The sequence below is a fragment of the Kitasatospora sp. NPDC058444 genome, assembly GCF_042721415.1.
Taxonomy (GTDB): domain Bacteria; phylum Actinomycetota; class Actinomycetes; order Streptomycetales; family Streptomycetaceae; genus Kitasatospora.
Genome location: NZ_JBHXLL010000070.1, coordinates 17,288 through 30,855, shown reverse-complemented (window position 1 = coordinate 30,855; position 13,568 = coordinate 17,288). Strand labels below are relative to the sequence as shown.

The following is a 13,568-nucleotide window of genomic DNA, read 5'->3' as shown; positions in this document are numbered from 1 at the left end:
CCGGCCCCGACGCGAACACCTTCCCCCCGGCCCCCTACGTCCACGCCTACAACGCGGACGGCCAGGAGATCTACAACCAGAAGACCCAGCCCACCGCCAAGAACACCCGCCCGTAGACGCGACTCCGAACACCCGGTGGCGGAGCGGAGCCGCACGGCGGTGGCGCGGGGCCGCGCGGCGGATCGCCACCGAGCCGGCGGACGGCTCGGTGCCCGCAGCCGCTCGGAAGGCCGGCTCGGAAGCCCGCCCGGAAGCCGTCAGCGTGCGCGGGCCATGACGGTGAGCCGGGGCGACGACGGTGAGGAGCTCTGGCTGTTGAAGGCCTGGTAGCCCCAGGTCTCGTACAGGGCCTGGACCTTGCCGTCCCCCGCGAGCGGGTTGACCATGAGGGTGGCGCGGTCTTCGGTGCGGTGGGCGAGGAGTTCGTCGTGAATGCGGCGGGCGGTGCCGGTTCCGCGCCAGGGGGTGCGCACGCCGATCTCCCTGATGGCCAGCACGGCCGTGTCCGTGAACCCGTCGGGCAGGGGTTCGGCCATACGCTTCCAGTACGGGTCGCCGGCGTCGACGGTGTTGCCGTAGGCGTACCCGACCGGCACGTCGCGGTCGTAGCCGAGGACGAGTTCGAAGCCCGGCTCGGTCATGTGCCGGTCGAGGCGTTCGAGGAACGCCCCGACACGGTAGTTGGCCAGGTGCAGCAACGGGGCCCGCACGTCCGCGTACACGTCCAGCAGGTCCTGGCGGGCCGCGGCGGTCAGATCGGTGTGGTGACGAAGCTCGACGGACACGGGGTGCTCCTCCTGGTGGCTTGTGCTCACTCGGCCCGGCTGTGGGCAGGGCCGCCGGATCAATGCTCCCGGGCGCTGGGCGGTGGTCCCGGATGCCGTGCTCCGCGCTACCGGGCCCCGCGGCCGGGGGCTGTGGTGCGCGGTCGCAGGCGCTCTCCCTGCGGCCCGAACATGATCAGGTACTCGACCGGTCCGCCCGGTCCGGCGTTAGCGACCCCGTGGGCTGTGCGGGTGTCGAACTCGGCCACCTCCCCCGCACTCAGGACGAGGTCCTGCTCGCCGAGCGCCAGCCACAGCCGTCCGTAGAGGACGCACAGCCACTCGTACCCGTCGTGGGAGACCTGCCGAGGCCGTGCCGGCGGCGCGTCGACGGCGGGCAGGACGTGCTTGTGGGCGTGCAGGCCCCCCACGTACCGGGTCAGCGGCAGCACCACCTTGACGTCGCCGGGACGCTGCGGCACCGGGGTGCGCGCTCCGGTCGCGGCGACGGGCGCGGTGCCGGCCAGCTCGTCCAGGGAGACGTCGTACGCCTTCGCGAGTTGCAGCAGCACCTCCAGGGTCGGTTTGCGCCGGCCGGTCTCGATCCGCGACAGCGTGCTCGGCGAGATGCCGGTCGCGCGGCTGACGCCGGTGAGCGTGGCGCCGTGCTGCTCGCGCGCGGTCCGCAGCCGGGGGCCCATGGCCGCCAGCGTGCCGGTGATGCCGTCGTCCGTCACCAATGCCCCGATCCCCTCGACCGCGCTGCCTCCACCGCCCTGCCCTGCCAGTTTGCCACGATGGCAACGGTGTTCGCTCCGGGCGGGCGCCGCGCCGCAAGATCGGTGGGCAACCGCGGCCGCCCGTGAACCGAGGAGAAGCCATGCACCAGCCCGCGCCGTCCGCCGACCTTCGCCACCGCACCATCGGGGCACCCGCCGGGCGCCTGCACCTGGTCGAGCAGGGCACCGGACCACTGGTCCTGCTCGTCCACGGCTTCCCCGAGACCTGGTACTCCTGGCGCCGCCAGCTCCCGGCCCTCGCGGCGGCGGGGTACCGGGCCGTGGCGCTCGACGTGCGCGGCTACGGCCGCTCCTCCAAGCCGGCCGCGACGGACGCCTACCGGATGCTCGACCTGGTGGAGGACAACGTCGCCCTGGTGCGCGCCCTGGGCGAGGAGACGGCGGTGGTCGTCGGGCACGACTGGGGTTCCGGCATCGCGGCGACCTCCGCCCTGCTCCACCCCGAAGTCTTCCGCGCCGTCGGACTGCTGAGCGTCCCCTACGCGCCGCCCGGCGGCCCCCGCCCCACCGACGTCTTCGCGCGGATGGGCGGCGACCAGGAGTTCTACGTCTCGTACTTCCAGGAGCCCGGCCGGGCCGAAGCGGAGATGGAGCCCGACCTCCGGGGCTGGCTCGCCGGCTTCTACGCGGCCATGTCCGCCGACACCATGCCCGCCCAGGGCAAGCCCGACCCCCACTTCGTGGCCCGCGCCGGCGGCCGGCTGCGCGACCGCTTCCCGGTCGGCAGGCTGCCCGCCTGGCTGACCGAGGACGACCTCGACGTGTACGCCGGGGAGTTCGAGCGCACCGGCATGACCGGGGCCCTCAACCGCTACCGCACCATGGACCGCGACTGGGAGGACCTCGCCCCGTACGGCGGCGCCCCGATCGAGCAGCCGTCCCTGTTCATCGGCGGCGCCCTGGACGCCTCCACGACCTGGATGGCCGACGCGATCGACGCCTACCCGGCCACCCTCCCCCGCCTGGTCTCCAGCCACGTCCTGGACGGCTGCGGGCACTGGATCCAGCAGGAACGTCCCGAGGAGGTGAACCGCCTGCTGGTCTCCTGGCTCGCCTCCCTCCAGGGCTGAATCGCCGGGTGTGCCGGCCGCGTTCCCGGTGCGCGGTGAACGGGCCGCGCCCCGGCCCCACGGTCCTCCACTCCGTCACCGCCCCCCGCCGGGCAGGGCGCGGTCGGCCGCGGCCTGCACGGTGTCGAGGTCCTCGGCGATCTCCGCGCCGGCGACGGCGTCCGGCAGTTCGTCCTCCATGTACCGCAGGGGGCGGTGGCGCAGGCCCAGGACGGCCCAGGCGATCAGCAGCAGTCCGCAGGTGACGAGGAGCAGGCCCGTGCCGCGGCCCGGCCCGGTCCCGAGGGCTCGGCCCACGGTGTCCGCCAGCACCCCTCCCGGGTTCAGCAGGCCCGAGAACCACTCGGCGAGGGGTGGGGCGGTGAGGAAGGCCAGCGGGGTCATGGCGACGGCGAGCATCTGGTTGGTGGCGAGCACCCGGCCCTGGAGCTCCGCGCCGACCTTGATCTGGATGATGGCCAGCCAGTGCGCGTTGAGGATGCTCATGGACGCCCACCAGACGAGTGCTCCGACGGCCGCCAGCGTCACCGACGGGCGCAGGCCGACCAGGACGACGCCCAGGCCGACGCCACCCACGAACCCCACCATGCCGGTCGCCCGCCGCGCGGTGCCGCCCCACAGCGCCACGATCAGGCTGCCCGCCACGGCACCCGCGCCGCCGACCGCGGTGACCACGCCCACCGCCGTGGTGCCGCTGAAGGAGAGCACGCTCGGGACCGTCAGCGTCACCGCGAGGGTGCCCAGGTAGTTCTCCACCATGAAGAACACGATCATGACCATCAGCGGACGCCGCCGGATCAGGAACCGCCAGCCGCCGACGACGGTCCGGGCGAAGGACTCCTTCTGCCGCCGGAAGAGCCGGTCGGGGAAGCGCACCCACAGCAGCGCGGCCAGGCCGACGAGGAACGTCACGACGTCCACGGCCACCACCCAGGGCAGGCCGACCAGCCCGATCAGCGCGCCGCCGGCCAGCGGGGCGATCAGCGTCCCCAGGCCGGCACCGAGGTTGGCCAGCCCGTTGGCCTGCACCAGGTACGGCTTGGGGACGAGCTGGGCGACGGCGGCCAGGTAGGCCGGTCGCCGGAACGCGGTCACCAGCGACATGACGCCGACGATCAGACCGACCTGCCAGAGCGCCAGGCTGCCGCTCCACAGCGCGGCCACCAGGGACACCGTGGCGGTCGCGGAGACGGCGTCGCAGGTGAGCATGACCCGGCGGCGGTCGATCCGGTCCGCCACCGCGCCGCCCAGCGGCGCCGCGACGATCGCCGGGAGCATGGCGAGCATGCTGATCAGCGCGTAGTCGAGGACCCGCCCGCTGCGCTGGTAGGCCCAGACGCCGAGGGCGAAGGAGGTCAGCGCACTGCCGATCAGCGAGACGGTCTGGCCCGCGGCGACGACGTAGAACCTCCTGAGGTCACGTCGTGCCCTCCCGCCGACGACCGTGACGTCGGCGATCGGCTCCGGCAGCAGGCCACCGGCCCAGGCGCCGAGCCGCTCGCCGACCAGCGCGGCGAGCTGGGCGGCCTGGTGCTTGAGGAAGTAGTGGCCCGCTCTGGGGAGGGTGGCCAGCTCGACCCGGTCGGCGAAGGCTCCCCACTCCGTGAACCGCTCCTCGTAGAGCTCGGTGGACCGGTCGCTCTCGCCGATCACGCAGAGCACCGGGGCCCGTAGCCTGCGGGCGTCCGGCCTGGTCAGTTCACCGGTGAACCAGCCCTGCGCCTGGTCGACGTCATGCCGCAGAGCGCGCAGCATGGTCCGCTGTGCCGCTTCGGCCGCCTCGGCCGCTTCCCCGTCGGCGTCGGCGCCGCCGTCGTCGTCCATGCCTCCGAGGGTGCGCAGGAAGTCCCGGTAGGCCCGGTCCGACGTCCAGCGGGTAGCGGGGAACTTGCCGCGCAGCCAGGTCGACAGCCGCCCCGGCAGCCGCGCGCCGGGAAAGCTCCCGCCGACCAGCAGGCCCGTCACCGGGACGCCTTCGGCTTCCAGACGCAGCGCCAGTTCGGTGGCCGCGGCCGTGCCGACGCAGTGGCCGTACACCGCCACCGGGCCGACCCGGCCACCCGTCCCCGGAGCCGGGCGGGCCGCCTCGGCGAGCTCGGCGACGACCCGGTCGATCAGCTCGGTGAGCGGGAGCAGCGGCTCGTCCGGCCGCGCCGGGTCGTGTCCCGGCAGTTCCACCGCCAGCACGGCCGCGCCGGGGATCGCCTTGGCCAGTTCCGTGGCGAGCGGACCGTAGGCGGCCGCCGAACCGCCGCCGTAGGGGAGGCACACCACGGTGACGGTCGGGAGCCGGCCGGGCGGGGGGCCCGCCAGCCGGTGCAGCAGGCGGCGCTCACCGTCGGGCCCGTCCGCCTGCGCCGCGTCGAGGAACGCGGCCAGCTCGCGGACGGTCGGCCGGGTGAACAGGTCGATCACCCGGAGCGTCGGGTCGATCGCCCGGACGGCGCGCACGGCCCGGAAGGAGTCCCCGCCGAGGGCGAAGAAGTCGTCGTCGATGCCGATGCCGTCGCTTGGGTCCAGGTCGAGGACCTGGGCCCAGGCCTGGGCGACGCGTCGCTCGGTCGGCGTGCTCGGGGCGATGTGCTCGGTGCTCGCGGCCGGCTCGGGGGCGGGCAGGGCCGACCTGTCCACCTTTCCGTTGGGGTTGAGCGGCAGCGCGGGGAGCACGACGATCGCCGTGGGCACCATGTAGTCGGGCAGTCGCTCGCGCAGCGCGGTGCGCACGCGCGCGACGTCGACTCCGTTCGCCGACGACGCGGGGGTCACCCAGGCGGCGAGCCGCCTGGCCCGGGCCTCGCCGACCGGCAGCACCACGGCTTCGGCGATCTCAGGCAGGTCACGCAGCGCGGTGGCCACCTCGCCCGGTTCCACCCGGAAGCCGCGGATCTTGACCTGGTCGTCGATCCGGCCGAGGAACTCGAACAGTCCGGCCGTGGTCAGCCGGACCCGGTCCCCGGAGCGGTAGCACCGCGCGGTGCCGGTCACCGGGTCGGGGACGAAGCGCTCGTCGGTCAGGTCGGGGCGGCCGAAGTACCCGCGTGCCACGCTCGGCCCGCCGATCCACAGCTCGCCGGGCACCCCGGCGGGCAGCGGCCGGCCGCCGGAGTCGACCACGTAGCAGTCCACGTCGGCCAGTGGCCGGCCGATCGGAACCGTCCCCGAACGCCGGGCCGGCGGGGTCTCCTCCACGGCGCAGCCGAGCACGGACACCGTGGTCTCGGTGGGGCCGTAGTGCACCTGCACGGCCAGCTCGGGCCGCGCGGCCCGGATCCTGGCCACCAGGTCCCAGGAACAGGCCTCGCCCGCGAGGATGAGCAGCTTGCGGGGCAGCACGCGGCCGAGGTCCCCGTGGGCGGCGAGCAGTTCGAGGTGGCTCGGCACCATCTTGACCGCGTCGACCGGGTGCGCCTCCAGGTACTCCCCGTACGCCTGCGGGTCGGTGGCCACCTCGCGGTCCACCAGGTGCACCGTGCCGCCGGTGGCCAGCGCACCGAAGAGGTTGGTCATGCCGAGGTCCGCCGCGTGGGTCGACACCAGGGCGAACGCGCCCCCCTCGACACCGCGGCCGGTCAGTCGCTCCGTCACCGCATGCAGGTAGTGCACGATCTGCCGGTGCTCGACGGTGACGCCCTTGGGGCGGCCGGTCGAGCCCGAGGTGAAGATCAGGTAGGCCGGCGCGGTCGGATCGACGACCACGTCCGGTGCTCCGCCTGGCTGTTCCGGTGCTCCGCCGGGCTGGTCGTGTGGCGGTCCCGGGGCGGGCGGACCGTCGAGGACCAGCAGCTCCGCGGGGGTGCCCCCGGTGTCCGCGCCGCGTCCCGGGAGGCGCTGCGCGAACTCCCGTTCCGCGAGGACGACTCGCGCACCCGCCGTCGACAGGATGTCGGCCAGCCGGTCGTCCGGGTACGCGGGGTCGAGCGGCAGGTAGGTCGCGCCGGCTTTGAGGGTGGCGAGCAGGGCGACCACGAGCGGTGTCCGGCGGTCGGCCAGGACGGCGACCGGTTCCCGCGGTCCGACTCCGGCCGCGAGCAGCCGGTGCGCGAGCCGGTTCGCCCGCCGGTCCAGCTGTCCGTAGGTGAGTTCGCCGTCGGGGCCCACGACCGCCGTCGCGTCGGGACGTTCGGCCGCCCAGCGCTCGACCAGCCCGTGCAGCGGCCGGTCCAGGTCGAACTGCCGGCGCGGCCCGGAGAGCAGCGGTCCGTCCACCGGTTCCAGGGCCACCTCGCGCACGGGGCGGTCGAGGTCGGACAGCACGCCGTCCAGCAGGGCCGTGTACCACTCGGTGATCCGCTGCGCGGTGTGCCGCTCGAAGAGGTCGGTGCGGTAGATCAGCGACCCCTCGTAGGTGTCGCCGGTGCCGTGCGAGGAGGTGGCCGCGAACGCCAGGTTCAGGTCGTACTTGGCCGTTGTCGCCGGCGGTGCGAAGACCCTCGCCGTCAGGCCCGGGAAGCGCGGCGCCACCGTCGCGGTGTCGATCACGTTGAGGAGGACCTGGAAGATCGGCGTGGTGGAGAGGTCGCGGGCGGGGCGCAGCCGGTCCACGATCCGCTCGAAGGGGACCTCGGTGCGGGCGAAGGCCTCCAGCGCGGTGTCGCGCACCCGGGTGAGCAGCTCCCGACCGCTCGGTCCGCCCGACAGGTCGGTCCGCAGGGTCAGGGTGTTGATGAAGAAGCCGATGGTGTGCTCGGTGTCGGGGTGCCGTCGTCCCGCCTCGGGCACGCCGACCGGCACGTCGTCGACGCCCGACAGCCGGGCCAGCAGCTCCTGCCAGACCGCGAGGAGCACCATGAACGGCGTGCAGCCGGTCTCGGCGGCCCGGCCGCGCACCTTGGCGGTCAGGGCGGCCGGGAGGACCACCGGCAGTTCCGCGCCCGTCCGTTGCGCGACCGGTGGGCGGGGCAGGTCGGTGGGCAGGTCCAGGACCGGCTCCAGACCGGACAGCGCGTGGACCCACCAGGCCAGGTCGGTCTCGGCGCGGTCTCCGTCCTGCGGCCGCCGGGAGAGCCAGTGCGCGTAGTCCGCGTACTGGACCGGTGGCGGTGCGGGCGGCTCGGCCAGCCCGAGCCGCGCCGAGTAGAGTGCCGCCAGTTCCGCCACGGCCACCGTTCTCGACCAGGCGTCGAAGGCGATGTGGTGGACCGTCAGGGCCAGGACGTGCTCGTCGGTGCCGAGGCGGAGCAGCACCGCCCGCAGGGGCGGTTCCACGGCCAGGTCGAACGGCCTGCGCAGGTCCTCGATCAGGCGGCGGTCCAGCGACTCCCGCTCGCCCGGCCCGGTCAGATCGGCCTCGTCCAGCGGTACCGCGTCCGCCGGGCCCGGCACGGCCACCGGCTCGCCGTCGGTCTCGACGATCAGGCTGCGAAGGACCTGGTGCCGTTCGGCGAGGTCCCGGACCGCCCCCAGCAGCGCCGCCCGGTCCAGGGGGCCGTGCAGGTGCAGGGCGACCGGGATGTGGTACGCGGTGCTCTCCGGATCCAGCTGGGTGAGGAACCACAGCCGGGCCTGGGCGGCCGACAGCGGGGCCGGGGCGTCCGCGTCCGGTCGGGCGGGTATCGCCGGGCTGCTGCGGGCCGCGGTGCGGCGGGCCGAGGCGAGCCGGGCACGCAGCGCGTTGGTGAGCTGGGGGTCCCGCCGCTCGGCGGACACCTCGGTCATGCGGCACCGCCGCGGGTGCCGGCGGCCGGGCGGGCGGGGTTGGCCGGGTCGGCGGGTTCGGCGAGGACGGCTGGGTCGGGGTGGACGGCTGGGTCGGGGTGGACGGCCGGGTCGGCGAGGACGGCCGATTCGGCGAGGACGGCCGATTCGGTGAGGTCGGCCGATTCGGCGAGGTCGGCCAGCAGCAGGGCCTCCAGCGCGGCGGCGAAGTCGGCCAGGCGCGGGTGCTCGAACAGCAGGCGCACCGGCAGCGCGAAGTCCAGCGCCGCCATCAGCCGGCCCGCGACCCGGGTGGCCGCCAGCGAGTGCCCGCCGATCGCGAAGAAGTCGTCGTGGGCACCGACGTCGGTGGTCCCGAGGACGGTCTCCCACACCTCGGCCACCAGCAGCTCGGCATCGGTGCGCGGGGCGGTCCGTTCGCGGCCGGTGTCGCGACCGGGCGCCGGGAGGGCGCCCCGGTTCACCTTGCCCGAGGCGGTCAGGGGCAGGGCGTCGAGCACGACCCACCGCCGGGGCACCATGTGGTCCGGGAGCAGGGTGTGCAGGCGCTCTTCCACGGCGACGGTGCCGAAGGCGTCCGCGGTCGCCGCCGAGGGGCCCACCGCGAGGTAGCCGACCAGGTGGGCGTCGGCTCCGTCGCCGAGGACCACGACGGCCGCGTCCTGGACCGCCGGCTCCGCGCGCAGAGCGGTCTCGATCTCGCCGAGTTCGATCCGGTGGCCGCGCAGCTTCACCTGCTGGTCGCGGCGGCCCAGGAAGTCGAGGGTGCCTCCCCCGGCGCCCCCGGCCTCGTTGCCGGGCGGTGCCCCCACCGGCCGGGCGGACCCCCATGGCCGCCAGCGGGCCAGATCACCGGTCCGGTAGCGCATCGCGCCCGGCACGAACGGATCGGCGGTGAACGCCGCCTCGGTCGCCTCGGGCCGGTTCCGGTAGCCCCGGGCGACGCCCGCGCCGCCGATCCACAGCTCTCCGGTGACTCCCGGCGGCACCAGCCGGCCCAGGGCGTCCAGCACGTAGGCCGTCTCCCCGGCCAAGGGGCGGCCGATCGGCACCGCCTCGCCGACGGGAGCCTCCACCTGCGCCATGGTCGAGTAGACCGTGCTCTCGGTGGGCCCGTAGGCGTTCCACAACTCATCTGTCCGCGACAGGAGTTCGCGCGCCAGCCCGGGGTCCATCGGCTCGCCGATGCTGACCACGCGCACCCCCGGGGCCGACCACCCGGCGGCGACCAGCATCCGGAGCGTGGTCGGCGTGGCGGTCATCAGCGTCACCCCGGCCCGGTCGATGAACCGCGCGACGGCGTACCCGTCCACCGCGGCCTCGCGGTCGAGCATCGCCAGCCGGAGTCCGCAGGCCAGGCTGACCCAGAGTTCGAAGCCGAACACGTCAAAGGCCGGTGACGTGAGGCCCAGCATCACGTCGTCGGGCCGGATGCCCGGCCTGAGCCGCATCGCGGCCACGAAGGCCGCCAGGTTCGCGTGGGTGACCTCCACGCCCTTCGGTCGGCCGGTCGAGCCGGAGGTGTACAGCACGTACGCCAGATCCTCGGGCTCCGCCTCGGGCAGCCTCGTGGGTCCGGGGTCGGTCAGGCCGCCCAGGTCGAGGACGCCGGCGCCGGCCGATGCGCCGAGCTCGCCGGCCAGCGCGAGGGTCTCCCCGGCGGCGACGACGACGGTCGCCCCGGAGTCGGCGAGTTGGCCGCGCAGCCGTTCGGTGGGCTGGTACGGTTCCAGGGGAACGTAGGCCGCACCGGCTCGCAGGACGCCGAGCAGGGCGGCGGGCAGGTACCGGTCGCGGGGAAGGCAGACCCCCACGGTGAAGTCCGCCGCCGGTCCTGCCGCGGGCTCGGCCGCTCTCCTCGCGAGCAGGGCCGCGGCCACGCGCCGGGACCGCTCGGCCAGTTCCGCGTAGCTGAGTTCGCCGGCCGGGTCGGAGGTGGCCACCGAGGCCGGCCGCCGGGCGGCCTGTTCGAGAACGGCCGCCACCACGGTCCGCGGTCCGCCGGCCGGCAGCGGGACTCCGGTGCCGGCGGTGAGCAGGGCGGCCTTCTCCGCCCCGCTCACCAGTTCCAGGGCCGACAGCGGAAGGTCCGGATCGGCCGCCGCGGCGCGCAGGACTCGGAGCAGCCGGTCGGCGAACGCCTCGGCGTCGGCCGGGCCGAACCGGTCCACGTCGTACTCGATCTGGAGCTCGGGACCCCGCGCCGTCTCGTTGACGAACACGGTCAGCGCCGCCTGCGTCCCGCCGCTGCTCACCTCGCCGAGCAGCTCCAGACGGACGCCGTCGTGCTCCACCGCCACCGGGAGGCCGGCCGGCTGGAACGAGAGCACGACCGGGGTGCCGATCGTTCCCCGGGGATGTTCGATGCCCGCCGCCTCGAAGGCGTCCTGCACGGTGAACCCCGGATGGTCCATGGCGCGGGCGGTCGCGGCGGAGGCACGGCCGACGGCGCTGCGGAAGGACAGTCCCTCCGCCAGCCTCAGCCTGATCGGCACGATGCCGACCAGTGGCCCGACGACCGCTTCCAACTCGGGGTGCGCCCGGTGCGCCACGGCCGCGCCCAGGACGACGTCGGACCGGCCGGTGAGGCCGGCGACCAGCACACCGAGCGCGGTCAGGAACGTTGAGAACGGCGTGGATCCGCAGGCTGCTGCGAGCTCGCGCAGCGTCGCCGCCGTGTCGGCGTCGAGGGGGCGGGCCAGCCGTTCGCCGACCAGTCGACCGGGGCCGGCGGACTTGGCGAGCTCGGCGGACTCGGCGGACTCGGTGGAGAGGAGGTCGTGCGGCGGGACGGCGTCCGCCAGTTCCCGGGCCCAGAAGGCCCGCGACTCCTCGACCCGGTCGGGCCTGGCGGCCAGCGCGCGCTCGTGCAGCGCGATGTCGCCGACCTGGACGGGCGGCGGCGCGATGTCCGGGCAACCGCTCGACCCGCGGTCCGTCCCACCACCGAGGCTGCCGGCCAGCTCCGACATCAGGACGCCGATCGACCAGCCGTCGAACGCCACGTGGTCGGTCACGACGACCAGTTCGGCGGTGTCCTCGTCGAGCCGGAGCAGGGTGGCCCTGAGGAGCGGTGCCTCGGCGGCGAGGTCGAACGCGTGGCCCGCGGCCGCGCGGGTCAGCTCGGCCGCCCGGCTCGCCCGCTCCGCCTCGGGCGCTCCCCTGAGGTCGTGCTCCTCGAACGGCACCGGGGCCGGCGGGCTGACCAGCGCGACCGGTCCGTCGTCCACTGCCTGACCCGGGGCGTCCACTCCCCGGCCCGCGGCGTCCGCCACGACGCCGGCCGGCACGACGCTGCGCAGCACCTCGTGCCGCTCGACCACCGCGTCCAGCGCGGCCCGCAGCCGCGCCGTGCTCGGCAGTCCGCGCAGGCCCAGCCGGAAGGCGATGGTCGTGGCGCGCTCGGCGGAACTGACCTGCCGCAGCAGCCACATCCCCTGCTGCGCGGCCGTCAGCGGGTAACTGTCCCGCCCGGTGTGACGGACCAGCGCGGGCTCCGGCTCACGGACCGAGCCGTCGGCCGACCGGGTTCGCAGCAGCGCGGCGAGTCCGGCGACGGTGGGCGCCTCGAGGAACGCCGCCAGGGAGACGGCCGTCCCGAAGTCGCGGCCCAGGAGGGCACAGAGGCGAGCGGCCGCCAGGGAATGGCCGCCGAGCGCGCCGAAGTCGTCGTGGATGCCGACATCCGCCAAACCGAGGACACCGGCGACGGTCTCCGCGATCCGCCGCTCGGTGTCGGTGCGCGGGGCGGCGTACTCGGTGTCGACCGCGCGGCCGAACTCCACCGCGGCCAGTGCGGCGCGGTCGGCCTTGCCGGTCGGACCGAGGGGCAGGCGGTCGAGGACCGCGATCCGGGAGGGCACCAGGTGGTCGGGCAGCCTGTCCCGGAGCCAGGCACGCAGCTGCGTCCCGGTGACCGTCCGGTCGGCCGACTCCGCGTAGGCCACCAGCTGCCGGGTGCCGTCCGCGTCGGCCGGCGCCAGCACCACGGCGTTCTGGACGGCCGGGTGTCCCGCGAGCGTCGCCTGGACCTCGCCCGGCTCGATCCGGAAGCCGCGGACCTTCACCTGGTCGTCGGTCCGCCCGGCGAAGTGGTGGAGCCCGTCCGCCCGCCGGACCAGGTCGCCGGTCCGGTAGTGCCGCACACCGGCCGCGTCCGTGACGAACCGTTCGGCCGTCAGCTCCGGCCTGGCCAGGTAACCCCTGCTGACCAGCGGACCGGACACCCAGAGTTCCCCGACCTCGCCGTCGCCGAGCGGGTTGCCGGCGCTGTCACGGATCGAGAGGCCGCTCTGCGCGTAGGGCGATCCGATCGGCGGCTCCCCCCGCCCGGCCCTGGACACCTCGTGGGTCACGCAGCTGACGGTGCATTCGGTCGGGCCGTAGCTCTGGACGACCCGTCGTACGCCGGCGTTGGCGTAGATCCGGTCCGCCAGGGCCCGGGTGAGCGGTTCTCCGCCCGCTCGGACGGTGCGCACGCCCGGTGGCAGCGGCTCGCGCACGAGCGCGGCCAGCACGGACGGCGTCCCGTAGACCATCGTGACCTGGTCCCGTGCGGGCAGGGCGGGCAGCGCGAGCAGGTTCTCGGCCAGGATCACCGTCCCGCCGCCGAGCAGCGGGAGGAACAGCTGGGTCACCGACGGGTCGAAGCAGACGGACGTCGCGGCCAGCATCCCGCGGAGTTCGCCGGCCGAGTACACGGAGGACTCCCACCGCAGCAGGGCCGTCACGTTGCGGTGCTCGACCACCACGCCCTTGGGCCGGCCGGTCGAGCCCGAGGTGTACATCACGTACGCGGTGTCCGTCGGCTCGCCGGGGATGTCGGGGGCGGCGCGGTCGCCGGCGTCCGGGACCACCGTGTCGACGAACAGCAGGTCGACGCCGGCGGCCCGGCGGACGTCGCCGCGGCGCTCGAGGACGGCCGACGAGGAGACCAGGTGGGAGATCCCGGCGTCCGTGGCGATGAACTCCAGGCGGCTCGCCGGATGGACCGGATCCAGCGGCACGTAGGCCGCACCGGCCTTCCAGACCCCCAGCAGCGCCGGGATCAGCCACTCGTCGCGGTCCAGGCAGACACCCACCAGCGAACCCCGCCCGACGCCCCGGCGGCGCAGCTCGCGGGCCACGGCAGCGGCCCTGCGGTCGAGCTCCGCGTACGTGGTCCGGATCGACTGCGCCACCACGGCGATGTCGTCCGGGGTCCGTCTCGCCTGTTCCTCGAATGCCCGGTGAACCCGGCCGGTTCCGGACATGCTCGTCGACGTCACTGTCGATCCCCC

At 74.9% G+C, this 13,568-nt stretch carries 5 protein-coding genes; 1 reads left to right on the top strand and 4 read right to left on the bottom strand.

Annotation, left to right across the window (positions count from 1 at the left end):
- Window positions 1-257: 257 nt before the first annotated feature.
- Window positions 258-785: a GNAT family N-acetyltransferase gene (locus tag ACFWP2_RS38140; protein ID WP_380460453.1), complete on the bottom strand. Its 528-nt coding sequence runs from the start codon at window positions 783-785 to the stop codon at window positions 258-260.
- A gap of 107 nt (window positions 786-892) precedes the next feature.
- A complete protein-coding gene (locus tag ACFWP2_RS38135; RefSeq protein WP_380460457.1) occupies window positions 893-1,465 on the bottom strand; it encodes a helix-turn-helix domain-containing protein in 573 nt (190 codons plus the stop codon).
- 179 nt (window positions 1,466-1,644) lie between these two features.
- On the opposite strand from ACFWP2_RS38135, the gene ACFWP2_RS38130 reads away from it, so the two are divergent.
- Window positions 1,645-2,634 carry an alpha/beta hydrolase gene (locus tag ACFWP2_RS38130; protein ID WP_380460451.1) on the top strand — a complete coding sequence of 330 codons (990 nt, stop codon included), beginning with the start codon at window positions 1,645-1,647 and terminating at the stop codon, window positions 2,632-2,634.
- 75 nt (window positions 2,635-2,709) lie between these two features.
- Here the strand turns inward: ACFWP2_RS38130 and ACFWP2_RS38125 are convergent, their stop codons facing one another.
- The gene (locus ACFWP2_RS38125) at window positions 2,710-8,289 is read right to left on the bottom strand and encodes an amino acid adenylation domain-containing protein (protein ID WP_380460449.1); all 5,580 of its coding nucleotides are present in this window, start codon (window positions 8,287-8,289) and stop codon (window positions 2,710-2,712) included.
- Complete coding sequence (locus ACFWP2_RS38120) at window positions 8,286-13,541, bottom strand: amino acid adenylation domain-containing protein (RefSeq protein ID WP_380460447.1); 5,256 nt, start codon at window positions 13,539-13,541, stop codon at window positions 8,286-8,288. The genes ACFWP2_RS38125 and ACFWP2_RS38120 overlap by 4 nt, the downstream gene beginning before the upstream one ends.
- Between the last annotated feature and the right edge of the window lie 27 nt (window positions 13,542-13,568).